Origin of the sequence: Luteolibacter pohnpeiensis (assembly GCF_016595435.1) — a bacterium.
Taxonomy (GTDB): domain Bacteria; phylum Verrucomicrobiota; class Verrucomicrobiia; order Verrucomicrobiales; family Akkermansiaceae; genus Luteolibacter; species Luteolibacter pohnpeiensis.
On the sequence record NZ_JAENIJ010000040.1, the window covers coordinates 1 to 26,342 of the forward strand.

Annotated in this window: 24 protein-coding genes, 1 tRNA gene and 1 pseudogene; 12 read left to right on the forward strand and 14 right to left on the reverse strand. The window is 54.1% G+C overall.

The window, feature by feature from the left end; all coding sequences use genetic code 11:
- Positions 1-126: 126 nt before the first annotated feature.
- Positions 127-1,227: a tRNA 2-thiouridine(34) synthase MnmA gene (gene mnmA / locus JIN85_RS17580; RefSeq protein ID WP_325109817.1), complete on the reverse strand. Its 1,101-nt coding sequence runs from the start codon at positions 1,225-1,227 to the stop codon at positions 127-129.
- 67 nt (positions 1,228-1,294) lie between these two features.
- Between mnmA and JIN85_RS17585 the strand changes: the two genes are divergently transcribed.
- A complete protein-coding gene (locus tag JIN85_RS17585; RefSeq protein ID WP_234047497.1) occupies positions 1,295-2,161 on the forward strand; it encodes a YicC/YloC family endoribonuclease in 867 nt (288 codons plus the stop codon).
- Positions 2,162-2,316: 155 nt separating this feature from the next.
- The gene (locus JIN85_RS17590) at positions 2,317-3,777 is read left to right on the forward strand and encodes a sulfatase family protein (protein ID WP_200273269.1); all 1,461 of its coding nucleotides are present in this window, start codon (positions 2,317-2,319) and stop codon (positions 3,775-3,777) included.
- Between the two features lie 34 nt (positions 3,778-3,811).
- Here JIN85_RS17590 and JIN85_RS17595 read toward each other — a convergent pair whose 3' ends face one another.
- Both JIN85_RS17595 and JIN85_RS17600 read right to left on the reverse strand, forming a co-directional pair.
- On the reverse strand, positions 3,812-4,576 hold the full coding sequence (locus tag JIN85_RS17595; RefSeq protein ID WP_200273271.1) for a CAAX prenyl protease-related protein: 765 nt from the start codon (positions 4,574-4,576) through the stop codon (positions 3,812-3,814).
- A 6-nt stretch (positions 4,577-4,582) separates the two neighbouring features.
- Positions 4,583-5,749: an aminotransferase class I/II-fold pyridoxal phosphate-dependent enzyme gene (locus tag JIN85_RS17600; protein WP_200273273.1), complete on the reverse strand. Its 1,167-nt coding sequence runs from the start codon at positions 5,747-5,749 to the stop codon at positions 4,583-4,585.
- A gap of 175 nt (positions 5,750-5,924) precedes the next feature.
- Between JIN85_RS17600 and JIN85_RS17605 the strand changes: the two genes are divergently transcribed.
- On the forward strand, positions 5,925-6,542 hold the full coding sequence (locus tag JIN85_RS17605; protein WP_200273275.1) for a polysaccharide biosynthesis/export family protein: 618 nt from the start codon (positions 5,925-5,927) through the stop codon (positions 6,540-6,542).
- Positions 6,543-6,620: 78 nt separating this feature from the next.
- On the opposite strand, the gene eno is transcribed toward JIN85_RS17605, so the two are convergent.
- From eno to JIN85_RS17640, 7 genes are all read right to left on the reverse strand, one after another.
- Entirely contained in the window at positions 6,621-7,916 is a 1,296-nt protein-coding gene (eno, locus tag JIN85_RS17610; RefSeq protein WP_200273277.1) for a phosphopyruvate hydratase, read from the reverse strand.
- A gap of 39 nt (positions 7,917-7,955) precedes the next feature.
- Entirely contained in the window at positions 7,956-9,797 is a 1,842-nt protein-coding gene (locus JIN85_RS17615; protein WP_200273279.1) for a GreA/GreB family elongation factor, read from the reverse strand.
- Positions 9,798-9,854: 57 nt separating this feature from the next.
- Complete coding sequence (locus tag JIN85_RS17620; RefSeq protein WP_200273281.1) at positions 9,855-10,673, reverse strand: PDZ domain-containing protein; 819 nt, start codon at positions 10,671-10,673, stop codon at positions 9,855-9,857.
- A gap of 2 nt (positions 10,674-10,675) precedes the next feature.
- A complete protein-coding gene (locus JIN85_RS17625; protein ID WP_200273282.1) occupies positions 10,676-11,131 on the reverse strand; it encodes a hypothetical protein in 456 nt (151 codons plus the stop codon).
- A 28-nt stretch (positions 11,132-11,159) separates the two neighbouring features.
- The gene (locus tag JIN85_RS17630) at positions 11,160-11,690 is read right to left on the reverse strand and encodes an RNA polymerase sigma factor (protein WP_200273283.1); all 531 of its coding nucleotides are present in this window, start codon (positions 11,688-11,690) and stop codon (positions 11,160-11,162) included.
- Between the two features lie 69 nt (positions 11,691-11,759).
- Positions 11,760-12,131, reverse strand: a complete 372-nt coding sequence (locus JIN85_RS17635; RefSeq protein WP_200273284.1) for a glutaredoxin family protein — start codon at positions 12,129-12,131, stop codon at positions 11,760-11,762.
- A 50-nt stretch (positions 12,132-12,181) separates the two neighbouring features.
- On the reverse strand, positions 12,182-13,189 hold the full coding sequence (locus tag JIN85_RS17640) for an aminopeptidase (protein WP_200273285.1): 1,008 nt from the start codon (positions 13,187-13,189) through the stop codon (positions 12,182-12,184).
- Between the two features lie 113 nt (positions 13,190-13,302).
- Between JIN85_RS17640 and JIN85_RS17645 the strand changes: the two genes are divergently transcribed.
- The 4 genes from JIN85_RS17645 to der all read left to right on the forward strand — a co-directional run bounded on the left by JIN85_RS17645 (position 13,303) and on the right by der (position 16,675).
- Positions 13,303-13,998, forward strand: coding sequence for a 3-keto-disaccharide hydrolase (locus tag JIN85_RS17645; protein ID WP_200273286.1), 696 nt, complete (start codon positions 13,303-13,305; stop codon positions 13,996-13,998).
- Positions 13,999-14,050: 52 nt separating this feature from the next.
- Positions 14,051-14,977, forward strand: coding sequence for an ACP S-malonyltransferase (gene fabD / locus JIN85_RS17650; RefSeq protein WP_200273287.1), 927 nt, complete (start codon positions 14,051-14,053; stop codon positions 14,975-14,977).
- Positions 14,978-15,122: 145 nt separating this feature from the next.
- A tRNA-Asp gene (locus JIN85_RS17655) sits at positions 15,123-15,199 on the forward strand.
- A gap of 78 nt (positions 15,200-15,277) precedes the next feature.
- Positions 15,278-16,675 (forward strand): ribosome biogenesis GTPase Der, encoded by a 1,398-nt coding sequence (der, locus tag JIN85_RS17660; RefSeq protein WP_200273288.1) that lies wholly within the window; start codon positions 15,278-15,280, stop codon positions 16,673-16,675.
- A gap of 238 nt (positions 16,676-16,913) precedes the next feature.
- Here der and JIN85_RS17665 read toward each other — a convergent pair whose 3' ends face one another.
- Positions 16,914-18,134 carry a multidrug effflux MFS transporter gene (locus JIN85_RS17665; protein WP_200273289.1) on the reverse strand — a complete coding sequence of 407 codons (1,221 nt, stop codon included), beginning with the start codon at positions 18,132-18,134 and terminating at the stop codon, positions 16,914-16,916.
- A gap of 564 nt (positions 18,135-18,698) precedes the next feature.
- On the opposite strand from JIN85_RS17665, the gene JIN85_RS22350 reads away from it, so the two are divergent.
- Positions 18,699-19,091, forward strand: a complete 393-nt coding sequence (locus JIN85_RS22350) for a hypothetical protein (RefSeq protein WP_425494636.1) — start codon at positions 18,699-18,701, stop codon at positions 19,089-19,091.
- A gap of 685 nt (positions 19,092-19,776) precedes the next feature.
- Here JIN85_RS22350 and JIN85_RS17675 read toward each other — a convergent pair.
- Complete coding sequence (locus JIN85_RS17675) at positions 19,777-20,127, reverse strand: hypothetical protein (protein WP_200273291.1); 351 nt, start codon at positions 20,125-20,127, stop codon at positions 19,777-19,779.
- 423 nt (positions 20,128-20,550) lie between these two features.
- Positions 20,551-20,934, reverse strand: coding sequence for an RHS repeat protein (locus tag JIN85_RS17680; protein ID WP_200273292.1), 384 nt, complete (start codon positions 20,932-20,934; stop codon positions 20,551-20,553).
- A gap of 289 nt (positions 20,935-21,223) precedes the next feature.
- Here JIN85_RS17680 and tnpA point away from each other — a divergent pair, with 289 nt between their 5' ends.
- The 4 genes and pseudogenes from tnpA (at position 21,224) to tnpC (ending at position 23,683) form a co-directional block, all read left to right on the forward strand.
- On the forward strand, positions 21,224-21,634 hold the full coding sequence (tnpA, locus tag JIN85_RS17685; RefSeq protein WP_200273293.1) for an IS66 family insertion sequence element accessory protein TnpA: 411 nt from the start codon (positions 21,224-21,226) through the stop codon (positions 21,632-21,634).
- The gene (tnpB, locus tag JIN85_RS17690) at positions 21,628-21,981 is read left to right on the forward strand and encodes an IS66 family insertion sequence element accessory protein TnpB (RefSeq protein ID WP_200273294.1); all 354 of its coding nucleotides are present in this window, start codon (positions 21,628-21,630) and stop codon (positions 21,979-21,981) included. The genes tnpA and tnpB overlap by 7 nt, the downstream gene beginning before the upstream one ends.
- A gap of 68 nt (positions 21,982-22,049) precedes the next feature.
- A pseudogene (locus JIN85_RS21700) lies at positions 22,050-22,709 on the forward strand (transposase domain-containing protein); the annotation flags it as partial.
- Positions 22,710-22,783: 74 nt separating this feature from the next.
- Positions 22,784-23,683, forward strand: a complete 900-nt coding sequence (tnpC, locus tag JIN85_RS21705) for an IS66 family transposase (RefSeq protein WP_267906687.1) — start codon at positions 22,784-22,786, stop codon at positions 23,681-23,683.
- A gap of 776 nt (positions 23,684-24,459) precedes the next feature.
- On the opposite strand, the gene JIN85_RS17705 is transcribed toward tnpC, so the two are convergent.
- Positions 24,460-25,803 (reverse strand): RHS repeat-associated core domain-containing protein, encoded by a 1,344-nt coding sequence (locus JIN85_RS17705; protein ID WP_200273296.1) that lies wholly within the window; start codon positions 25,801-25,803, stop codon positions 24,460-24,462.
- Positions 25,804-26,342 lie beyond the last annotated feature (539 nt).

The window sequence follows — 26,342 nt, forward strand, 5'->3', positions numbered from 1 at the left end:
CTTCACTCCAAACGCTTCTCGATCAACCGCGAACCGTGAGCTCCGTATGCTCACTTCCCAATCTCAATCGGAAATGAGTTCTGGCAATCGGTCTATGTCGCTTTGCCGATAACGCGGCGAGAGCTTCTAACAAACGCTCTCAAACACACCACCGCCGAGCATACGCCCACCATCGTAGAAGGCGCAGATCTGCCCGGGAACGATCGCGCGCTGCGGCTTTTGAAAGCTCAATCGGACTTTTCCGTCATCGATGGGTTCCAGCACGGCAGGTTCCGCCTTGGCCCGATAGCGCGGTTGCGCATCGACCAGCCGTTTGCCATCGAATGGTTCATTCAGGGCAGAAACGGTTCCGACCGCGCACTCGCGGACATACAGTCCCTCGGTTTCCGGCAAATCCCAGCCGACGATCAATTCGTTGCGATCAGGATTTTTCCCAACCACGACGTAGGCCATGCCATCTCTGGGTGATGCCACGCCGTGCCCCTTGCGCTGACCGAGCGTGTAGAGATGCAACCCGCGATGCTCCCCCATCACACGGCCTTGCGTATCGACGATCGGCCCTGGTGAGTCGTCCACGTAATGACGCAGGAAATCGCTCATCTTTACCTGGCCCAGGAAGCAAATCCCCTGGCTGTCTTTTTTTTCCGCGACGGGAAGGTTGAAGCGCCTGGCAGCTTGTCGCACTTCCGGTTTGAGCATTTCGCCCGTTGGAAAAAGTGCGTGTGCCGCCTGCCATTGAGTCATCAGCGAAAGAAAATAGCTTTGGTCCTTGTTAGGGTCTGCGCCGCGAAGAATCGCAGCAGAACCATCGGCCAATGTACGCCTGCGGGCGTAGTGGCCGGTGCCGACAAACTCGAACCCTTGAGACAGTGCATAGTCGAGGAACACGCCGAATTTCATCTCCCGGTTGCACCAGACATCTGGATTGGGCGTGATGCCGGAGCGGTAGCCTTCCACCAGATAGTCGACGATGCGGTCTTTGTAGGAATCGATCAAATCGATCACGCGGAATTCGATACCCAGCGTTTTTGCCACGGCATGGGCGTCTTCGATGTCTTGCTCCCACGGGCAGTCCCCGGGGATGCCTTCCGCATTTACCCAGTTCTTCATGTAGCCAGCAACGACTTCATGCCCTTGCTCAAGCAACAACGCCGCCGCGACAGAGCTATCCACTCCGCCCGACAATCCGACCAACACCTTCGACATGCGCGAATCATCAGACTGCATTTCGATCCGATCAATGTTCAATGTTGGACGTCTGGCCTGAGATGTTCATGATCTGGCTATGCATTCGATGACCGGCTTCGGGCGTGGCAGCGCGTCCACCACTCTTTGGCACGCCAATGTTGAAATCACCACCGTGAACCGCAAGCAGGCGGAGGTCGTGATCCAGGCACCGCGTGAGCTGAACGAATTGGACGCCCGCATTCGCAAGCAAATCCTCGCCGTCCTTTCGCGTGGCCGGATTCAAGTGTCGATCAATCTGGAAAACACCACCAGCGAAGCCACCGAGATTGAGCTCAACAGCCAACTCGCGCAATCGCTCGAAGCCGCCTTCACCGAGCTCGGGAATCGCCTCGGTCGCCCGCTCCTGCCGACGGCATCGGATCTCCTGCGCCAGCCTGATTTCATTTTGACCCGCAAATCCGGCATGGATCCCGAGGCTTGCTGGGGCGCGATCGAACCCGCGCTCGAAGAAGCACTGCAAAACCTCGCCGCCATGCGTGCCCGCGAAGGCGAGGATCTCAAAGCGGATTTGCTGACCCGATTGAGCGAGCTCATCCGCCTGGCAGAAAAGATCGCGGCGGAAGCTCCGGCCCGCCCGGCACGTCAGCTTGAAGTGCTGCAAAAACGGCTTCGCGATGCCAATCTGGAACTGAACCTGGACGACGAACGACTTCTGAAGGAGCTCGCCATTTACGCGGACCGTTGTGACATCACGGAGGAACTGACGAGACTCGATTCCCACTTTGCCAAGTTCAAAGAATATCTGGATGCGCCGGAGCCGCCCGGCCGCCCGCTGGATTTCTTATGCCAGGAGTTGTTCCGCGAATTCAACACGATCGCCTCAAAAGCAAACGACGCCCAGATCGCCCAGTCCGTGGTCGAAGCCAAAACCGAGTTGGAAAAAATCCGCGAGCAGGTTCAGAACGTCGAGTGATCGATTCGATCAACATGGCGCAGCATCAACTACGGTTTTCATCGTAGATCCAGGAGCCCTGGTATCCTGGCTTTCGCGGGTGAATCGCGAATGCCAGCTTCATTGACAGAAAATGCCCAATGGCCAGTATAGATAAAACGGCCCATTTCGCATTTATGATCACACGACACTTCGCCCCGCTCTCCCGGCTCAAGCATGGTTTCCTGATTCTTGGACTTCTGGCGTTAAGTTTGCCGAATCTTGCTGCAGAGAGCGAAAAATCCGATCGCCCGAACATTCTGTTTTGCTTGGCCGACGATTGGGGTTGGCCGCATGCCGGGGTTTATGGCGATCAGGTGATCCAGACGCCGACCTTTGATCGGCTTGCGAATGAAGGTGTCTTATTTGAGAACGCGTATGTTTCCTGCCCATCCTGCACCCCATCACGCAACGCGATTCTAACAGGCCAGCAATTCTATCGGCTCGAGGAAGGTGCGAATCTGCACGGCACCCTGAACAAGAAGTTTCCCAACTTCATGTATTTGCTCCAAGCCGCAGGCTATGACATCGGCCACTGGCGGAAAGCCTGGGGGCCGGGTGATTTCAAGGAGGGCGGATACACAACCCACCCATGCGGTCCGGAATCCGACTTCTCCACATTTCTCAAAAAGCACGACTCATCCAAACCGTTCTGCTTCTGGTTTGGCACGCCGGATCCTCACCGGCCATACCAAGAAGGCAGCGGGCGCAAGGACGGCATTCCGGTCGATCAAATCAAGGTCCCAGGCTTTTTGCCGAATACCGATCCCGTTCGCAGTGACATCGCCGATTATTATGATGAATCGCAGCGGTGGGACTCGGACGTCGGCAAAGCGATCAAGGCACTCGAAGAATCAGGTGAACTCGAAAACACCATCATCGTCATGTCCGGCGATCACGGCATGCCTTTCCCACGCTGCAAGGCAAACCTCTACGACTGGGGGACGCGGGTTCCTCTTGCCATCCGATGGGGAGCCAAAGTCAAACCGCGTCGCGTCATCAGCGACTTTGTGTCATTCACCGATCTTGCCCCCACTTTCCTGGCGGCAGCTGACGTGAATGTGCCGGAAGACATGACCGGTAAATCACTACTCCCCATGCTCGAATCCGGAAAAGAAGGGCGCGTTGAGATCGACCGGAACCAGATCGTCTACGGCCGCGAACGTCATACCACGGCCCAAGCCAAGCCATCCATCATCGGCTATCCATCACGCGCCCTGCGGACCGATCACTGGCTCTTGATTCTGAATCTTCAGCCGGATCGCTGGCCAGCCGGCGTCCCACAAGGCTCCACTCATCCGATGGGCAGTTTCAGTGATTGTGATGACGGTCCGACCAAATTCGCCATCATGGACACCGCTTCATCGAACAGCTTGTTCTATCAGCTCTGCTTTGCAAAACGACCTGCCGTTGAACTTTACGACAGCTTCAAGGATCCCGACCAACTCGTCAATCTGGCTTCCGATCCGGACTATGCCACCACGGTCGAGGAACTTCGCAGCCAGCTGGTCAGCTATTTGAAAGCCACCAAGGACCCTCGTTTCTCGGGCGAGCCGGTGAAATTTGACGAGTATTCCTATCGCAAAGGTGGCCACTGACCGCGCTTTACGCTTTCAGATCGCCTTGCCAACGTCACCAAAGCCCGAATTTTCCATAGGCCATGGCATACCAGCCCATCAGGAAATTGGCGGTCGCATGCATCATGACGCACGCACCAAGGCTTTTACTCCAGACGCAAAGCAAGTAGGTCAGGCTGCCATAAACCAGCGCGCCGGCGTAATCGACAGGAGCGTGGGCCAGGATGAAAAGCCCGGTCACGATCAGGTAGGACCGCCAGGTGGCCCGTCCGAATGGTTGCTTCCAATAGTTTCCCTCCCAATCGCACACAAATCGCATCAAAAAGCCGCGCCAAAAAATTTCCTCCACCAGGGCGACAATCACCGCCGCGCGGAAAAATCGCATGATCAGCGAGGTCCAGTAAGCGGCGGGATGATGGAATATACCGGGATTGAAACCATCTTTTCGTTCAGCCACCCCGAGCCATTTCATCCAGCCATCGGTTTTCCCGGTCAAACCCCAGGCATCATAAAGCGTCGTCGGGAGCAGCCAGAAGCCGATCCCCACCGCTCCGAAAAGAATCCCCGCCACGATCCATTTCGGTGACCAGTCGAATTTGAAATAGCGGCGGTAGTAAATCAGCGCGCCAAGAGTCACCAAGGTTTGGATCGGGTAGATCAATTGCGCCGGATCCTGCCGCCACCACGGAGCCGCAGGGTGCTTCCACTCCACCAGGCTGGAGAAAATCTGGAGTACGATCAAAAAGCCCATGAACACCGCGAACGGCACCACATGGGCACGAGTCAGGGTATCATGGTTGGCGGGCGGATTGGTTTTCATGCGGGATCAGAGGCGGCTGAGGAACCGCTCCATCCGGTCGGTTGCCGTGCGGATGTCATCAAATGCCGTCGCATAACAACAGCGCAGAAATCCTTCCCCGGATGGGCCGAACGCATTGCCGGGAACGGCTGCGACATTCTCCGCCTCCAACAGTTTCATCGCGAAGTCCTTACTGGAAAGACCGGTGCTGCGGATATCCGGGAAAACGTAAAACGCACCACCCGGCGTGTGACATTCCAGGCCGATCTCATTGAGCCGTTTCACCAGAAAGTCACGCCGCTGATGGTAGCTGGCGCGCATTTCTTCAACCGCGGGTGCACCATTTTCGAGGGCTTCCACCGCCGCATTCTGGCTCATGATCGGAGCGCAAAGCATCGAATACTGGTGGATTTTCATCATCGCCTCGATGATCGGCTGCGGTGCGCAAGCGTAGCCCAAACGGAAGCCGGTCATGGCAAATGCTTTGGAAAATCCGTGCAGGAGGATCGTCCGCTCCTTCATTCCAGGCAGTGAGGCAATGGACACATGCTTCACCCCATCGTATCGCAGCTCGCTGTAAATCTCATCCGTCAGAACGATCAAATCGTGCTCGATGGCCAGCTTTGCGATCCCTTGCAAATCCTCCAAAGTCGCCACCGCACCAGTCGGATTGGTCGGGAAATTCAGGAACACCACACGGGTTCTCGGAGTGATGGCAGCCGCGAGCTTTTCCGGCTTCAGCGAAAATCCGTCCTCCTTCGTCGTTTCCACCGCCACGCCCACGCCGTGGGCCATTGCGATGCTTGGGCTGTAAGAAACGTAGCAGGGCTCGTGATAGATCACCTCGTCGCCCGGATTCAGCAGAGCGCGCAGAGCGATGTCGATCGCCTCTGAAACCCCGACGGTTACCAGAATTTCACCGGCAGGGTCGTAGGCGACATCGAAGAAATCGCCGACGTAGCGTGAGATCGATTTCCGCAGCGAAAGCAGCCCGAGATTCGAGGTGTAGGTCGTCTGGCCTTTCTCCAGCGAATAGATCGCCGCTTCGCGAATATGCCAGGGGGTCGTGAAGTCCGGCTCTCCAACGCCGAGTGAAATCACATCCTCCCTGCCCTGCACGAGTTCAAAAAAGTCACGGATCCCGGAGCGCGGGATGGCAGCGACGTTGCGGGCAATTTTCGCTTGGTAATCCATTGGCAATTCCGCACTTCGGCGGACAGCAAGTTCAACTGGAGCCGCCTCTCACGTCAATGCCAGTGCCGAGATTTGTGCGCTGATTTCAATCAGCTTCATCCACCGCTCCCAGCTGATCATTTTAAAATTGCCAATATTCACTTTGCGCCACAAAGTGAATTCATCATCAATCCTTATGACATCTCCCATTTCCCATCTGAGCCCGCTATCGCTGCTTTTCATTCTGGCCGGAACTGCGATTGCAGGCCTGGAGCCAGGCGAGCAAATCCATCTCACACTGCGAGGTGTCAGCACCAAGGAGCAGGAGGAGGTTTCCGGAAATTACCGGATCGGCGAAAGCGGCAAAGTTCGGTTGCCGCTTTTGAAGGATCTCGTTCAAGCCGGAGGCCTCTCGCCGGAGGAATTTGGCCGTGCTGTTGAAAAAGCGTACATCGACGCCGGCATTTACACCCGGCCCGCGGTGGAAATCGAAACCGTGCAAGGCAGCAGCCAACAAAGTGAAGCACGCATTTCGGTCGGCGGCCAAGTCCGGCGCGCTGGCGAAGCTGCATTTCATCAGGGCATGACCGTGATTCAGGCGCTCGATGCCGTCGGCGGACGCAACGACTTCGGCGGGCGCAATCTGATGCTGCTGCGCGATGGAAAGGAATACTGCCTCGATTTCAACAAGCTGCATCACAAGAACATTGAGTTGCGCCCGGGAGATTCGATTCAGGTGCAACAGAAGGGCGTGGTGGACCGATGGAAAGGTGATGAAGATCGCCTGAAGGATCTGCTGCCGAAAAACGACTGAGTTCCCGCCACAAAAAACGGCGGACTCCAAAAAATGGAATCCGCCGTTGCGAAATTCAGTTCAGTTTGTGAACAGAAATCAGCCGAGAACCTTCAGCTTCTTGATGCCGAAGACTGCGTCGTCGCCAAGCTCTTCCTCGATGCGGAGGAGTTGGTTGTATTTCGCGATTCTGTCCGAGCGGCTCATCGAGCCAGTCTTGATTTGGCCGCAGTTGGTTGCAACCGCAAGGTCAGCGATGGTGCTGTCTTCGGTCTCACCGGAGCGATGGCTGAGAACGGCGGTGTAAGCGTTTTCCTTCGCCAGTTCGACAGCGTCGAACGTTTCGGTGAGGGAACCGATTTGGTTGACCTTGACCAGGATCGAGTTTGCCACGCCGAGCTTGATGCCCTTGGAGAGGAAATCGACGTTGGTGACGAAGAGGTCGTCGCCGACGAGCTGGGTTTTGGCACCCATCTTCTCGGTGAGGATTTTCCAGCCATCCCAGTCGTTTTCGTCGCAACCGTCTTCGATCGAGATGATCGGATACTTGGCTTGAAGAGCCATGTAGTAGTCGACCAATTCGGCAGCGCTTTTCACGGAGTTGTCGGACTTGTGGAATACGTAAGCACCCTTGGACTTGTCGTAGAACTCGGAGGAAGCAACGTCGAGGGCGATCGAGATGTCTTCACCGACTTTGTAGCCAGCTTTCTCGATGGCCTGGCAGATCACGCCGAGTGCATCGTCCGCGCTATCCAGCTTCGGAGCAAATCCACCTTCGTCACCCACAGCGGTGGAAAGACCGCGGTCGTGAAGAACCTTTTTCAGGTTGTGGAAAACTTCCGCACCGTAGCGAAGCGACTCACGGAAAGTCGGAGCACCGATTGGCACGATCATGAACTCCTGGAAGTCGATCGGTGCATCGGAGTGGGAACCGCCGTTGATGATGTTCATCATTGGCACTGGCAGCACCTTTGCGTTGGGTCCACCGAGGTATTTGTAGAGCGGCATGCCGAGCTGGGCTGCTGCGGCTTTGGCAACTGCCATCGAAACGCCGAGGATGGCGTTGGCACCCATTTCCTTTTTGGTGGAGGTGCCATCGAGAGCAAGCATGGCTGCGTCGATTGCAGCTTGTTCGGTTGCGTCGTAGCCAAGCAGGGCAGGAGCGAGCTTGGAGTTTACGTTTTCAACGGCTTTCAGGACGCCTTTGCCGAGGTAGCGTGACTTGTCGCCATCGCGCAGTTCGACAGCTTCATTTTCACCGGTCGATGCGCCGGAAGGAACCGCCGCGCGGCCGATTGCTCCGCCTTCAAGTTGCACATCAACTTCGACGGTAGGGTTGCCGCGCGAATCGATGATTTCGCGACCGCGGATTTCAACAATGGTGGTGTAGTCCATAAGTGTGGTAGTAGGGAGTGGAGATTTGGCGATAGCCGATCAAGGATTGTATGGGCGAATCGAGCGGATGGTCAGCGTCTGCATCGCCTCGGTGGTGGTGTCGCGGACACGAACCGCATCACCCGGGACCCGGCCGACGAGTGATTTACCCACTTCGGAGAGGTAGGAAACGATTTTCTTGTCCGGGAACGAATCCCAGGCACCAAGGACGGTCATTTCAACTTCCTGGCCAGATTCATCGACCAAGGTGACAATCGTACCGATATTGATCGAGCTGGCATCGGACCCTTTGAAGTCCGTTCCCCGGGCGCGACCAATGTCCCGCTCCAGCTCGCCCTTGCGGCGCATGAGGACTTTTTGCAGGTCCTTCGCGGATTTGTATTCGAAGTTTTCGCGAAGGTCACCGTAGGAGCGGGCGATGGAGATGTCTTTCGTGTTTTGCGGGATGCGGACCCGGATCATATCATCCAGTTCAGCTTTTTTGCGCTCAAGACTTTCCCAGGAAACCACGAGGGCTTCTTCTTTTTTGCGACCGCTTTCGCCACTGACCAGCTCTGCGGTTTCAGGGCGGGCCTTGATGATGCGAGCCATCAGCGATTTCTTCTCAAGATCGCCAAACACCGGGCAATCCAGCAAGCGGCGGGCAAAATTCCGTGACTCGTTCACGTCCATGATTTCCACCAAGTCGACAAGCAGGGTCTTGTCGTCGTTCAGCAGAGTTTGCAGACGTGAGGTTTTGCGAGGTCCATCCGAAAGGTGGTCGTTCTCGAGCAGATTGAGAATCGATGCTCCCACATCCGCGCCGAACACTTCGGAGGCGGTGGAACGGCGTTCACGGCAGACCCAGATCAAGGCGTCTGGTCCGAGAGCACGGCGCGCAAGTGCGGAACGAAGATGATTTTCCAGGGCTTCCAGCTCGGTGCGGTCTGCCAGAATACGGGCGATTTCCGTGACACCACGGGCACCGACACGGTCGAAAACGAGCACCATTTTTTCCACCCATTCTTCTCCGAATGCGGTGGGGAATGCTTCGAAGATCGCGCGCTGGCGACCGGAAGGAAGGGTTCCGATGTCTTCCGCCAGCTTTTCAGCATCTGCGGTGAGAACCAGATCTGAAAGGCGGACCGCGGTCGGATCGAGTTCGAGGGCCTTGGATGAACCAATCACCTCGTCACGGGCGGCGACCAATTGCAGCGCCTGGCCCAACTGGACGCGGGCAGCTTTTTTGGCGCCTTCATCGATGTCGTTGAGGAGATTTTTCAGCGGTGTGCTATCGGCCTCAAAGGCGCCAATGTCCGCAGCGATGGCTTCCAGCGCACGGATCATGCCTTTGATATCCTTCGACGCTTCAAAATCGGCGATCAGGGAATCTGCCGGGCTCACATCGGTCGAACGCAGAACCAGAGCTTCCGTACGCTTCGCGGGAACAACGACACGACGGCTTTCCCGCAGGGCTTTCTTGGTGGTGTCCCACCATTTTTTGAAGCTCTTCTCAGGGATCACGGTGCCGGAGAGTTCTTTCTCCAGCGCATCAACCGTCATGCTACCGCCATGACTTTCCAGCAAATGGACCACCATTCCGACGGGGTCATTTTGTGAGGCAACGTGGAGTTCCTCTCTTTGCTCAATTTTCTTGGCGCGGAAATCGTCTGCCGGAATCCATTCCGTACGTTGGAACGCGAACTGCAGTTCCATCGTCTGGCCAGGAGACTTTTCGAAATCTATGGTGACTTTTTTAGAAGGCAGATCCCATTCGACCACCTTTCCGGCGCCGAAAGATTTGTGGAGACAGAAATTTCCGGGGGCTAATTGAGATAGCCTTTCGCCGACAGGTTTTGGAATGCGACCGGCTTCAACCAGCTTCGCAACATCAGGATGCATGAGGCGGAAGATGCAAACCAGAGCACTAAAACGCAAGGCTTCCTGTCGAAAACCTCATTACTTCGTAGTTGAATCTGGCGGAATGACCCTAGGACGAGGTGGTCTGACCGGGACCATTTCGTTCTCCAAAGCGCGCTCCAGGCCTCTCCGCAACACGTAGATTCGATGCAACCACATCTTCGGAATCCCAGCGGCTTCACGATCTTCCGGGAATGCGCCATCATAAATCACTTTTCCTTCCGGATCCGTAATCACGACTTTGTAAGCCTCCCCTTCCCGGCTAACCACGGCCTTACCCGAGTCTTCATCGGAGAAAATCGCACTCTGAGAATCAAATTTCACCATCCGGACCGGACTTTTCTCATCCGGCATCAAAATCCGCTCTGCCAGCTCGGCATTGAATCCTTTTCGCGGTGGCGGTGCCTCGCCGAGAACCAGTTTGATCTCCATGGGAATCCCGGCGCGGAAAATCGACAGGGTCACCTCATCACCCGGCTTGGAAAGACGCAACAAAGTGACCAACTGGCCATAGTTGACGAGCATCTGATCCCCGAGTTTCCACAGCAGATCCGGCGAAGCCAATCCGGCTGCCTCTGCGGGGCTGCCGGGAACCACCGACTCAACAATCATGCCGATCCCGGGCGGGAGAGTCGGGATGTGAGCAGTAACCGTTGGATCGGGCTTGCCCAAATTCACGCCAAGCCATGGCTGGCCGGTCGATTCTGGAGGCAATGGAATTGGAAATCCAGGAGTCGGCTTGGCCGTCTCTGAGGTCGGCGCTGGATCCGGATTCGGCGTTGGGTCGACTTGCGGTTCTTCCGCCAAGGCAATGGAAGCGATCGCCAACCCATACAGACCTAAAATGCGATAAAGCATGATCAAAAGCTGTTAACTGGGATGAGCACCATTTCCTCACGCGGCTCGGTGAGTTGGAAAACCATCCCCGATTCTTCATCGCGAACGGTGTTTTCCTGCACCACACGCATCCGCACGGCTTGCATGGTCGTTCCATCGGAATCCGACATCCACCCCTCGTCAGTCATGTTCTCAATGCGGTCTTCCTCACCGACCACCACCATTCCTGCTGGCACGGTGCTGATCGATTTTTGGAAGATCGATACCTGATCCGACTGCACATCGTTTCTGAAAGAAATCACGGCTAGCGCTGCCAGCGCGGCTGCCATTCCGATCGGGATCGCAGCCCGACGTGCCGCAGATTTCCTGGTGACGGATTGAGACGAAATTTCTTCAATCTCGGGCTCTTCAGGCCCCATGAGTTCGTCGAACATCTGCTCAATCGCTTCCTGCCCGCTAACGCTCAACGCGCTAGGCATTAACCGAGCCAATGTTTCTTCAATGGATTCAGGCGCTTGCATGACGGACCTCCTTCAATCGGCGCAATTCATGCGCAAGTTGTTCTAAAGCATACCGATACCGCGATGCGGCGGTATTCGGCGAAATGGCCAAAGCCTCCGAAATCTGGGCGAATGTCAGGCCACCCCAACTTTTCATCACCACCACCTCGCGCAGCTTTTCGCTGAGATTTTGCACGGCATCGCGCAGCAATTCCGCTTCTTCATCGTCTTCCAGAACCGGATCGAGCCACACGTCCTGGAAGTCGTTCAAATAGATCACCGATTCTTCGCGCTTTTTGCGGCGCGATTCACTGCGGTGGTGATTCAGTCCGCAAAAGCGAATGGTCGAAAATGCCAATGGCAAATCCGGCGGACCTTCGCCCTTGTCGGACTGATAATTCCACATGCGCAGGATCGCCTCTTGGACGAGATCCTCGGCATCGTGCTGGCAGTTGCTCCAGCCACGGGCAAAGAGCAGCAATCTGGGACCGTTCTCGGCCAGCCACTCTTTCCAAAGTTTGCGGTTTCCCTGCGCCATCTACTGGAGAATGCCTCCGGGATCAGGGTTTGTCTGAGAAATTTTCACCGAAAGCACCCATCAGGGAAATCAATCGAGGAATTTGATCGTGCCGGGCACCTTGAAATTGCCGCGCGCCATCGCCGCATGCTGCTCATCGGTGCAAGCGGAGTCGATTGGAGCGTCCGCAGGTTTTTCACTTTGCTGGACATATCCGTTTGAGACGAGCCACTGCTCGACTTCCTCGCCGCTCACGTCCGCAAGCATGGTGCCATCGATTTCGACGCAAGGAGAGAGCGGCTGCCCGCTGCGTTGTTCCATTTCCCAACGGAATGCTGGATTTTTGATGATGTCCTTTTCCTCAAACGACAGGTTGTATTTGCGCATGATCGCCCGGACGCCTTCGCTCCAGCCGCAAAAGGTTTTCAGGTAGGCGGTGATTTGTGGAGATTCGGTGCTCATTGTTGTCCTTCAAATAGCCCGCAGCCAGCATTTCTGCAAGTCCCGGAATTTCACGGTTCGGAGAACTTCAGGTCTTTGGCTTTCTTGAAAAATACATCCAGGTCTCCACCGCATTCCTCCAACAGCTGCTTGAACGCGGGCACATGCTCTTGATAGGTGATTAAAGAAACCAGATGGGCATTGTTGATGTCCTCTTTCAGCCAGCCTTCGAGCCCTCGCCCACCCCAGCGCTTGCGCAAGTCACGAAATGCCTGCTGCAGGTCGGCGAGAATCGCTTTTTTACGCTCACGCATTTGCTCTGGCGGAATCCCGGAGGCGTAAAGCTTTTCCAAAGCACCGCGTGCGATTTCGATCTGCGCGTAAAATTCCTGCCGTTTCACCAGCCGTTCCCGGTATTTTTTCAAATCGGCATCCCGATGATTTGCCGCCAACCAGCGCTGCACCCCGATTTCAGAAACCGCATTTGCCAGCGACTCGTTGAAATCCGTATCGCCATTGCGGAAAAGCTTCCGGTGCGTCAGCTCATGAAAGATCAACTCGGCCAAATCCACATCCGAATAGGCCACAAAGGTGTTCAGAACCGGATCGTGAAACCAGCCGAGGGTGGAGTAAGCATCCACGCCCCCCACGCAAACGTCATACCCTTCAGCCCGGAGTTTTTCGGCCAATTGGTTTGAATCTTCGGCACGGAAATAGCCGCGGTAATCAAGTTCCCCTAAGGTCGGATACCACCAGGTCTTCGGTTTCAGCGAAAATTCCGGCGCCGCATACAAAACCCAGCTGACATATTCTCGGCCGAGATCCGCATATTTCCCGTAACTTTCATCGCCCGGAAGCGACAATGACGTGGAGGCGAACTCGCGGATTTGCTCCACCTCCCTCAGCTTGACCTTCACTTTTTCGGCCACCGCTGGGTCAGCCAAAACCTTTTCGGTCGGCCTGCTTTTCGTGAGAATCTCAATCTGACCACCTATCGCCTGGCGGTAGAACTCGATGGTCTGGCACCCCGTCAGAGTAAAAATCAGGGAAAATACCAACGCGGGGGGCAGCAATTTCATCTTCGACACTGCGGAGACTCGCTCATTTTCCGACTTCTGACAAACTGCCAGTGCAAGACAAACGACGTGACAACTCGGACTCAACGCCCGATCACTAGAGCATGCGCAAAATCTTGACTCATACCGTCCTGCTCTTCGCTGCCTCCATGATGTTGCTCCCTGCGGAAAGCATCAACCAACTCTCCACTGCGGAGAAAAAGGCTGGCTGGAAGTTGCTGTTCAACGGCAAGGACCTAAAAAACTGGAGAATCTACGGCAGCGAAAAACCACCCGGGCCGGGCTGGAAAATCGAGGACGGCATTCTCAAAAAATTGGCGATGATCCCCGGCGGCAGCATCATCACAACCGATGAGTTCACCGATTTCGAACTCAGCTGGGAATGGTCCATCACCCCCGGAGGCAACAACGGCATTAAATACCTCGTCACCGAAAAACGCCCGTCCGCTCCCGGCCCCGAATACCAAATGCTGGATGACGCAGTCCACCCGGACGGGAAACTCGGAACCGATCGCCAAACCGCAGCCCTTTACGACATCATCCCACCCGCCGCTGATAAAACGCTCAAACCTGTCGGCGAGTGGAATCAATCGCGGATCATCGTCCGCGGCAATCAGGTCGAACATTGGCTCAACGGCAAAAAAGTCGTCTCCTACACTCTCGGCAGCGATGAGCTGAAGGCCGCCATTTCCAAGAGCAAGTTCAAGGACCAAAAAGATTTTGCCGAAAAAATCAGCGGCCACATCATGCTGACCGATCACGGCGACGCCTGCTCGTTCCGGAACTTGAAAATCCGCGCAATCGAGCCATAACCGCCCGCCCAACTCCAAGCCCCCCTTTATCTACACACCCACCAAGTAAAGCATGAGCAATATTGTTATCCTCTTCTCCGGCCAAGGCGCACAAAAAGTCGGCATGGCAAAAGACTGGGTCGAGTCATCCGCCACCGCGCGTGATCTCGCCCATCAGGCCGATCTCACCCTTGGCTATTCCCTCACCGACATCATGTTCGATGGACCGGACGAAGAACTCACCAAAACCTCGCGCTGCCAACCCGCACTCTACCTCCATGGACTGATCGCGCTCGCTCTAATTAAAGAGCGACTGCCGAATCTGACCCCGGTCGCCGCCGCCGGACTTTCTCTGGGAGAATTCACCGCGCACGCCGCCGCTGGAACATTTTCGTTCGAAGACGGCCTGAAGCTCGTCGCCCGCCGCGGAGAATTCATGGAGCAGGCTTGCCTCGCAACCGAAGGCGCGATGGCAGCTCTGATCGGCGGTGATGAAGATAAGGTCGCCGCTTTGGCGAAAGCAGCCGATGTCGACGTCGCCAATTTCAACGCACCGGGACAAATCGTACTTTCCGGCACCACCGCTGGCATTGAGGCCGCCATTGCACAGGCAAAAGACTACGGCATCCGCAGAGCGATCAAACTGAATGTCGCCGGAGCTTACCATTCCCGCCTGATGCAAAGCGCGCAGGACCAGCTCGCAGCCGAACTTGCAGGCGTCTCCATCCAACCGCCCGCGATTCCAGTGGTCGCCAACTACTCCGCTTCCACGGTTTCCGATCCAGCCGACATCCGCACCACGCTGGAAAAGCAAGTCACCGGCTCCGTGCGCTGGACCGAATCGATCCGCAAACTCATCGCAGACGGACACCGCAACTTCCTTGAGCTCGGCCCCGGAAAGGTCGTCGCCGGCTTGGTTGGCAAGATCGATAAAGACGTCACCGTCCATTCGATCGAGGATTTGGCATCGCTGGAGGCCGCTACCGAAACGCTCTCCTAATGCAATGAAAAAACGCGGAATCTGTTAGAAAATGGATCACTTTTACGACGGAAATCGGGCCTCTGAAAAAAAATCAAAAAACAGCAAAAAAGGTGTTGCAGAGACCCGATTCACTCCTTAGCTTCCGCGCACCCGAGCGGGACATGGAGCGGTAGCTCAGTTGGTTAGAGCGCCAGCCTGTCACGTTGGAGGTCGCGGGTTCGAGTCCCGTCCGCTCCGCCATCCCCGTTCGTAACAACCCCGCCTGAAAAGGCGGGGTTTTTCTTTGAGTAATATCACACTTCGGCCTTTTATCGTCCCATGCCCACCGTCGCCATCGTAGGACGCCCCAATGTGGGCAAATCCGCCCTCTTCAACCGCCTCGCCGGAAGAAAGATCGCGATCGTTCACGATCAGCCCGGAGTCACGCGTGACCGGATTTCCGCGCCATCGGAATTGACCAGCACTCCCTGCACCCTGATCGACACCGGCGGCATCGGCGCCACCCTGGACGATGGCTTTGGCGAACAAGTCGCCATCGAGGCGGATATCGCCATGCAAACCGCCGATCTCATTCTCTTCGTGGTCGACGCACACGACGGCCTCACCGCGATCGATCAGGCGCTCGCCCAAAAACTCCGCAAGGCCAAGCCACCCGTCCGCCTCGTGCTGAACAAAGTGGACGACGACAAACACGAGTCATCACTCTCCGATTTCGCCCGGCTCGGATTTCAAGAGCCCATCTTTGTTTCTGCCGAGCACGGCCGCAACATGGGCCACCTGCTCGACGCGATCGAAGAAGTCATTTCACCATTGGCTGCCGAAACCGAAGAAGTCGCCGTGGAAGCGGAAGCCGTCGGCATCAAGCTGGCCATCGTCGGCAAACCAAATGCCGGCAAATCCTCCTTGATCAACGCGATCCTTCACGACGAGCGCACCATCGTCTCCAACATCGCCGGCACCACCCGGGATGCCGTCGATTTGCCATACTCATTCCAAGGCGAAAACTTCACGCTGATCGATACCGCTGGCCTCAGACCTCGCGGTAAGCGCGACAACTCCGTCGAGGTCTTCTCCGCGATCCGCACCGAGAAAGCCGTCCGCCGCTCCGATCTCTGCGTTCTCGTCATCGACCTGGCCGCTGGCATCACCGCGCAGGATCGCAAGATCGCCCAATTGATCATGGACGAGAAAAAGCCGTGCCTGATCGTCCTTAACAAATTCGATCTTTTCCATCCGGATGCCCCGCGGAAAGCCCGCGTCGAGCAAGCGACCGCGCACGTCAAACGCGAACTCTTCTTCCTCTCCTACGCCCCATTCGTCGCCTGCTCCGCGAAAAATGGAACCGCCGTTGAGCACGTGCTCAAGGAAGCGTTGAAGATTCGCAAAACCGCCCAGGACGTCCCGAGCACCGGCAAACTGAACCGGATCCTGCAAGCCGCATTCGAGGCAACCATTCCGCCGATCGATCGCAAACTGCGCCGCAGGCTGAAACTTTACTACGCCACCGCCGCACTCAATGAGCGCTACAGCGTGATCCCCGTCCCGACCATTGTCCTGTTCGTCAACGACAAACGCCTCATGGCCGCAAGTTACGAGCAATACTTGGTGAATCGATTCCGCGAAGCTCACCCAGCCCCCGGAGTTCCGGTGATTCTATCGGTCCGCTCCCGCACCCGCCGCGAGTGGGATCCGCGCGAGAAACCTCAAGGCCACTAAAGCCGCACCATTTTACCGCACGGGATACCTCGATTCTGTTCCTCATGAAAATGGACAGATATCGGTGGCCATTGGCGAATTCTGAATTGGCACGATCCAAGACCATTCTTTCCGAGTGGCCTGGTTTTCATAACGAGTGAATGAGCTCACTCGGCAGACTCCATCACCTACTTCTGGTGTAACTATCCCAATTTTGCTGCGGAAAGCATTCAACTGGATGCGGAGGGCTATTTTCAAATCAGGCAGCAAGGCGTCGGTTGCGATTCCATAGCCATGGCTTCATCAACAATGCGGCAAGGGTCGTGAAAATCGCGATGATCCAGCTCATGGTAACCGGTGTTTCATTGCCGAAAAACGAAAGCAACAATGTCGAAACAATGCCACTGCCATACTGCAGGCTACCAAGCAGAGCAGATGCAGCACCCGCAATTTCCGGCACATCGTCCAAGGCCGCGGCCGTGGAGCAAGCGGCGATAAAACCATTCATCGCAAAGAAGAAAAAGATCCCGATGACGACAGCTAACAATCCTCCAAAGTTGAGCAATACCATGATCAACAAAACGATTGCGGACGTCATCGAAATCAACGTCGATATGCGCAGGATATAATCCAGGTTGAACAATGTTACCAATTTGCGGTTCAACATGCTGAAGCCCATCAGTCCGACGACATTCACTGCAAACAACCAACCATAGTTTTGTTCCGATACGTGGAAATAACGGATATAGACTGCCGGTGATCCCGCGATGAATGCGAAAACTGCGACATAAAAAAATGTCACACAAAGCGTATATCGCATGAAGCGTGCGTTACCAAGCAAATGCAGATAGTTGCGAAATGCCTGACCGATCGAATGATCCGATCGCCTCTGGAGCGGATGAGTTTCAGGCAGTAAAAATTGCGAAAAAAACATGATCGTGCCAACAATTCCCAAAAACCAGAAAATGGCATGCCAGGTTGAATAGACCAGAATCTGCCCACCCAACAAAGGCCCCACAATGGGAGCAATCGCCATCAAAATCATCAAGCCAGATAGCACTCTAGCAGCTTCCGTTTTAGCAAAAGTGTCGCGCACCATGGCTCGTGCGATCATCGGACCGGTGCAAGCGCCAAACGCTTGAATAATACGCCAACTCACAATAGCAATCATGGTATTGGATAGGGCACAACCCATTGAACCGATAACGAATAAGATCAATCCGATCGCTAACGGCAGCTTGCGACCATACCGATCACTGAATGGCCCCCAAAAAATTTGAGCGGCTGCAAATCCAATCAGAAATCCAGTTACTGTTAGCTCCACATTTCCGTGCAAGTCGGACTGCATCGTTGGCATGGCTGGCAGATAAACATCTGTTGAGAGCGAGGTGAACCCCATCAGCCAGGCAAGGATCGGGATGAACATTTTGCCGGGCTTGGCTGTAGGGGATTCAGTAAGAATAGGTAACGGCTTATCCATGAAAATGATTCATACGGTTGCTCACACGTTACCTGAAGGAGTTCATGGAACCCGGCACGCGGTGGCCTCAATTATCCCCTGGAATTGCGTCACGCAACCGTCATTTCTGGATAAAAAGACCATTACTCAGAAAGACCATTACCCAGATACCATATAAACGATTGAGATATAAGTGTGAGCCGGATCAATCCATATAAGAACTCAAATTCCTCAAATCACCAAAAAGCAGCATTCATAAATCATCATCAATATCGGATCAAATATCCAAAACCATCGCAATCACTTCAAACCGAATCCAGAAACAGATTGCATTGGGATCTAACAATTCAATCAAGCCGTATTAAAAATCCACAACATTTCCATTTAGTCACAAACAAGATCGAATCGTAAACGTAGTCCCAAACACCGTGTGCTTACCATTGCTCCGGTGATTTCGTAGATGTCAGAGTCGTTGTGGATATCACATCTACGAATCTTGAGTTGATCCGTCAGGATCAAATGGGCTGTTTGTGTTTCAATGCCGTGCAACGAAACGCATTTGTGGACGTTTTCGCAAACAGCGGCATGAGTGGCCCTCAATTCGCTGCCCATCACGGCCTCAAATATCAGACCTTTGCGACCTGGCTGCAAAAACGCAAACGAGCAACCGGAGCGTACCCGGTGGTGGCTGTTCCCGACCATTTTCCGCCGTTACCCACGCAGCCGTGCTGGCCTCCCCATCGAAGCCGTCCGAGACCGCACCAAAACCGTCGATCTCAAACAGGTCAACGCCGTCCTCCTCCAGCCCCACTGGCGTCACAATCCCCAGTCCGAACCCCAGCCACCCATCCTCACTTCCAACCACAAATCCGCCACCGCACCGTAGAACAAAACTCTTCCGGCCAAACGGACGCTGGCTCTGCTGGGATGCAACCAGCCAGGGATAACCGGGATCGACAGCGACCGAACGTGTCGTAAAAAAAACAAGGGCCGTGGCCGCACCCTCGCAGCCACGGCCCTTCATGTCGTAAAAATCACCCGTTCAAGAGCAAGAGGTCATGCCTCGTAAAAATCCCGGGGTCCGGGGCAGAGCCCCGTCCCGGAGCCTCCACGGCCATCATGACCCACCCCCAGAATTACGATGCCAGCGGCACGAAATTACGATCAAAGCTCGGTCATCCGCTCAAAATCCTACGACCACAATCCGGTCACAAGGTACGATGATAATTCGACCCGTAACACCTAAAGAAGTCGAAGCCCTATTTCAATGTCTGTCTCACAACCTGCCCCTGCTATTTGAACAAGCCATCCAATGCGCAGAAGGAATCGGTGACGAAGTAGAAACCAGGAAAAAGCACCGCCGACAAAAACACTCAAGAACCGCGAAGCCGAACCCTACTAGGAAGCGAATAGCTTCATCAAACAAGTTTTCCAGCGAGCCACTCAGACGACCGTTCGATTTTTTCGATGCTACGCAGCTGGCTCTGTCAAGAAGCCCCTGAAGCGAAGCCCTGGCCCGTCTCACCCATATCTAGATCTGCTAGAACGCAAAGTTTTCTACATCGATCCACTCTTAACTTAGAGTTTCATAAATTTCAGATGCCACTGTTCACTTTTGTCACAGTTCTTCACATAGCCCATATACCTTGATACAGATTTCGCCTTATTCAATACTGGTTATAACACCATTCATATTTGCTTCTATGACTGTTGATATTAGTGAGTTATTAACATTAATACCAGCCGCGTACAGAAATCCTCCTGTCGGGGTGAGATTTTCATGATTAACTATCATCATTAAATTATCACCAAGACCGGTTGGATCATAAACTTCAGAACAATCTTTCCCGATTTTTTTTAATTTTTCTTTAGCGCTATATATATCATCCCCAACCTTTACAAATTCCTTAACCTTATTTAACTCCAAATTATAGGCTGGACTAGGATTGGTATTAGCGCAACCACATAATAACAACATTAATAATGAAATCAATGATTTACGTATTTTTTTCATAAAATCTAAAATTAACACTCACCTCCTCCTTGTGAGGGAGGTCTGCGCTCCAGATACTGAGCAATGGCCTCTGACCCACAATGCTCAGCAAAAATGTATGCTTCGACATCAGACAAATAATGCTCAGTAACTGATATTTCGAGTGCAACGAAATCAGGCGTGCCGGCGCCTTGTCCTTCCGTAATAAGATTACCATCTGATTCATAACAGCATTGTTGCCCTGATTTTGTTTTATTTGATTTACTTCTTATGCAATTCTATGCTTTTGGGTGTAAGTCCTGATTCGGCTCCGAAGGTTTAGACCGTTATCACTACATTCACATAATTTATCCGGACATTTTGGAATATCGAGAAGCCATTTACCGTCTCTGTTTTTTCCTTATCATACCATTTCTTAAATACTTTACAAGACTGCTGTCTATCTCAAGAATCTTTCATAAGCATAGTATTATCACCCCAGGAAGCCCACACTTTATCGACATCTCCGAACAAACTCAAGCCTAAATAATCGTATCTGTTGATTCCATCATTTCCCACGAATGCGAACAGACTGAGCCCTCCCTTTTCCCCTATGGGATCCCTACTTGGCCATCTTCCCAGCTCGGTGAGGTAATACCAGTAGCCGTAGTTATACCAAACCGTCTCAAGCTCCGCGTCTTCACCGTGGAACATCATCGTCCAGTTATACAGGCTGCTTGTTCGCACGCTGAATGATGGTGTCAGCACCGTCACTCCACCAAACGCGACGTAGCGGTAGCGCTCGACGATCACTCCAGAGATGTCGGTGATCGATACCTTGCTGCTCATATTGTCGCACACCGCGTATTTCCGGTTCACACTTGCTCCGCTGATTGCGTTCCGAGCGACCAGATCGTTGCGACCACGACCGCCTTACAGGTGCTTCGTTCGTTGTCGTCATATCCAATATGCTTATGACAACAACGATACTGCTTCTGAAACGCTCTTCCGGAGACAATTGGGAACACGCTTACAGCATACGATGTCAGCGGCACGAAAGTACAATCAGAGCGTAGAAATTCCGTAAGCGGTAAGCCCTGCACCCCCTATGCGATCGTGCCTAAGTGTCATATTTTATATGTCTATGGCACTTACGACTACGGTCTTGAAGACCGACGCACTGGGACGAATTACGCTATCAAAGGAGCATCGCGAGGCTTTGCTGAATGCATTTGATGAAAGCGGGCTGAAAGGATTGGAGTTCGCCCGCCTGCATGGCATCAACTATCAGACTTTCGCCAACTGGATTCAGAAACGCCGTCGCGAGCGAGGGCTCTATCCCGTGGAGAAGCCGGTCATCAACGAAACCCTGAAGCTGACCTTGGCGGAGGTGGATCTGCTGCAATCCATCGAGCCTCCGACCTCGAAAGACCCGTCTCCGGCCGCTCTGGTGGAAATCCTGTTGCCTGGAGGACTATCCATCCGCGTCACCGGCAGCGTTTCGGTTCCACTGGCGGTCGAACTCATCACCGCCCTGCGTCCATGCTGAGCTTCGCTGGCAATCTCCGTGTCTTCCTTGCCCTAGAGCCGTGCGACATGAGGAAGTCATTCAACGGGCTGCAATCGCTGGTGAGCGAAAGGCTCGGCGAAGATCCGATGCAGGGTGCCGTCTTCGCCTTCACCAACAAGAGCCGCACCCGCCTGAAGTTGCTTTATTGGGATGGAAGTGGACTTTGGGTTTTAGCAAAGCGGCTTGAAAAAGGCAGCTTCAGCTGGCCCAAAGTCACTGACCCCAACAAGGCGAAACTCAAGCTCGCGCCTGAAGCCTTGTCGCTGCTCATGGACGGCATCGATATGAAGAACGGCTGCCTGCGCCCATGGTACGAAAGGGAGTGATTCTCACCAAATTCACCTTCTTTCCGATTACTGCGGCATGGCGTTTGCTACTACTGTCGTCATAGTAGATGAGCCCGGAACGCGAGCAGCAACTCTTGAATGAAATCGCCCGTCGCGACGAACGCATCGCGCAGCTCGAACTCGAAAATAAACTTCTCAGCCAGAAGCTCGACCTCGTTTTAAGGAAACTTTTCGGCAGCAGCAGTGAAAAGCTCGATGTTGGGCAGCTTGAACTTTCGTTAGATCCCGATGCGCTAAAAAAGCCACCCGTCGCCGGAGGCGCACCGGCGGCTGAAGAACTCGCAGTCATCAAACGCCGTCCCGATCAATCCCGCAAACCACGCATCCCTGAACACCTTCCTGTCGAAGAAATTTTCCTCGATCCCGAACCGGTCAAAGCCTGTCCGCAAGCCTGGCGCTGTATCGGCGAAGAAGTCAGCGAGCAGCTCGACTACCGCCCCGGCAAGTTTTTACGCCGCCGCCTGATCCGGCGCAAATACGTCCGCCTCGCTGCTAAAGCTGCGCCCCCCGTCATCGCCGCATTACCCGTCCGCCTGCAGGACGGCTGTCTCGCCACCCCCGGCCTCATTGCCGAAATCCTCGTCAACAAGTATGCCTGGTCCCTGCCGCTTTACCGTCAAGAAAGCCTGTTCCGCCAGCGTCATGACGTCGCTATCCCGCGCCAAACCATGATGAACTGGGAAGCTCTCGCCGCAGACCGGCTCATGCCGCTCTACCAGCTCCTCAAACGCCATCTGTTGGAATCCTCCTATCTCCAAATCGACGAATGGAGCGGAGCGACATGGACAGGAGCGAACGCGACGTGCCCCGAAGGGGTGCGACCGGAGGGGAGCATCAAACACCCGTCCGCTACCAAGAACCCAGCCATGGCAAAACCAAAACCGGCTACTATTGGGTTTATCGTAGTTCGGATGGCATCCTTCTCTACGATTGGCGGCCGGGACGCTCCCACCTTCACCTTGATGAAATCCTCTGCCACCACCGTGACACTGGCCACCCGGCCGCCTTCCAAGGCGTCCTCCAAAGCGACGGCTACGCCGCCTACGAAACGTATCGCAGAGCCGCTGCCGCCCGCGGTCAAATCATCGAGCTTGCCGCCTGCTGGGTCCACGCGCGACGCAAGTTTTTTGATGCCCGCGACCAATCGCCCCGGCTCGTTGGATTCATCCTGCGTCAGATCGGCCACCTCTACGCCATTGAATCGCGCCTCAGAAAGGCCCGAGCCGGACCCGCCCTGCGAGCCGCCACCCGCGCCAGCGAAGGTCATCCCATTTATCAACGGCTCGGGAAAATCTTCCGTCTGTTAGAAACTCGGCGCGGCATCCTTCCCAAGAGCAGCTTGGGCAGGGCGATCCGCTACACCCTCGAACTATGGCCAAGGCTTGGTCTATACCTCCTCGATGGACGCGTCGAGATCGACAACAACCTCGTCGAAAACGCCATCCGTCCAACTGCCATCGGCAAGAAGAACTGGCTCTTTATTGGTCGTGAAAACAGCGGCTGGAAAAGCGCCATCTTCTTCACCCTCATCGCCAATTGCCGTCACCATGGAATCGATCCGCACGGCTACTTCAAAGATGTCCTAGAACGCCTGCCAACCACCACCAATCACAATCTTGGCGGACTACTCCCGGGCAATTGGAACCGGCAAGGACAGCCCATAAGGACGGCGGCATCATAAATGCCATAACCGATATGCCTACAGCGTTTATGAACTCGGTGGGGTGCTTCGCTTACCGCTTACCGCTTACAATTTTTCGGGGCACCTACCAGGTCAATGTTTTAATGCGTCATAGGGTATATTTTTTCGTGATTTGAGGGGAATTCTGAAGTCGTGAAACCCTGTCGGACTGAAGCGTGCTACGTTGATCCTAGAGCCAAGAAACAGGTTCGAAGCGGGAAAAATTCGAGGGAGTTTTCTACACCGATCCATTATTCTACACCGATCCATTACGAAGTGGCGGCGGCATGGAGGGGTCCCCGCTTGCGGGGAGGGACCATGACGGGGGGAAGTGAAGGGAGCCTGCGACCGAAACGGGCACTCCGCATTACAACACGAAGTCACATGTTCCCAGAGGCCCGCAGAGCGCGTGCCAGTCCGCCGGGATGTCTTTGCGGTGCGGAGCGTGGATTCAAAATCTAACGGTTTGAAATGTTAAAATGAGACACCTGACCCCAATGACAACTCCGGCAATCCCTTTGGCTGTATTGGCGTGGTTCTATTTGTCTTGGGAAGTTGAACTTTCCGTATCGAGATACCAATTCCCCGTCTCCTGTATTTCAGCCAGCTTACTCAATCGCTCTTCTCGGTGATCATCCAATTCTATAGTATGTTTAGGAATCCCAACCTGCTGCTTGTTGTCGAAGCTGTCACCCGTTGAGCTTAACCTACAACTATTGCATCCGTATAAAAATAACATGACCAAACAATAACAAGATTTCATACAAAAAGAGAAATTAATTTTCGCCGTCACAAACCTCTCTAGCTGAAGGAATATACGCAGGCGGATTTGGAACTGACAGGTTTAAAGTGGTCCGATTCTGCGACAAAAATCTGTTTGTTGTTAATAAATATTGAATCGCCTGCTTATCCGCACCATTTCGTGCTGAATTGAGATATTTCTGCAGCACTTTTTTGGCATCACCTGGTTTCTTACAGCAAACTTCCCCCCAAACTGTTACCCATTTACCCTTACCACTTACTTCCTTATAGTAAGCATCATACGCTTTCTGGTAGGAAGTCGCTCGCCTGTTTTCATGAGCTCTAACATAGCTATAGTCGAGACCTTGCTTTTTGAGCATTTCTTCTACTGTGGCTAGAGCGCTTCCCTTTAACAAGGTGACTGTAACAATGCCAACAAATTCCTTTGCCTTGATCACCTTGGCGCAGCACTTATTTTTATTTTCCTGTATATCATCTTTAGAATTGGGATCAAAGTCCCACGTTGTCGCAACTGTGGATCCTGCCGCCGGTTTTCCATTTGCAATGATTTGCCCATCAACTTCGTTAGTTTCAATTTTGAACGATAAACCTAATTCGTCCACCCAATTCACCCCGTTATTCCCCACGAATCCATAAAGATTGATTCCACCCCTTTCCTCAATCGGATCCCTGCTTGGCCATCTGCCCAGCTCGGTGAGGTAATACCGGTAGCCGTAGTTATACCAACCCGTCTCAAGATCCGCGTCTTCACCGTGGAACAGCGTTGTCCAGTTATACAGGCTGCTTGTCCGCACGCTGAATGATGGCGTCAGCACCGTCACTCCGCCAAATGCGACGTAGCGGTAGCGCTCGACAATCACTCCAGAGGTGTCCGTGATCGATACCTTGCTGCTCATGTTGTCGCACACCGCGTATTTCCGGTTCACGCTTGCTCCGCTGATTGCGTTCCGCGCGACCAGATCGTTGCGACCGCGACCGCCGTAGAGGTATTCGTTCTTCAGCGAGCTGTTCGACGGGTTGCGATCTTCAATGCATTTCCATTGCTCGTTCCAGTAGTAATCGATACTTGGCCGCGAGGTCCCTGAAAACGATTTGCGTGTCCGGCGGAATAAGCCGTCATAGGCGTAGCTCACGTCCATCGTCGCCGTGCTGCCCGAGGAGGAGGAGCCCGGAACACTCGCATTGGCATCCACCATCCGCACCATCTGATTCCATGCATCCGGGGTTACGGTTCTCGCGTAAAGCGTCATCGCAATGGACATCACGGTGGTATCGGAGCCAATATACGAATACTCAGCCACGCTAAAACTACTAGTGGAATCATAGACGGTGTCAAGCCTTGAAAGCCAGTCACTCATCGAGTTGCTTGATCCATACTGGTGGGTGATTTCCCGTCCACCCGGGTAGGTGATCGATTCAAGCCGGTTGCTGTTGCCATCGCCGTCCGAGCGCGCGTAGACGACTTTGGGTGTGGTGCCATTATCATGAAGAAACAGCGCCGACAGAAAACTCGCATGACCGGGAAGGTGAACCCTACCGACAAGCTAGCAACTTCATCAACCAGGTCTTCCATCCCGCCACTCAGAGGACCGTTCGATTTTTGCGATGGCTACCAGCTGGCTCTACCAAGAAGCTCCCTGGAGCGAAGCCCTAGCCAGCCTAACCCATATCTGAACCTGCTAAAACACGAAGTTTTCTACACCCATCCATGTCCCTTTGTCATAAGAACCAGCAACCCATTCAAACATCGATTATTGGCAATGATTATAACTGGATTATTGAGTTTATGCATAGCCACTGACAGTGGTTTTCCATGTCTCTATGTTTGATTTTCAAATTATTCAAAAATTCCATGCAGTCCCTCCTTTTGTATTCTTCGCATGATCGATCGATTCCG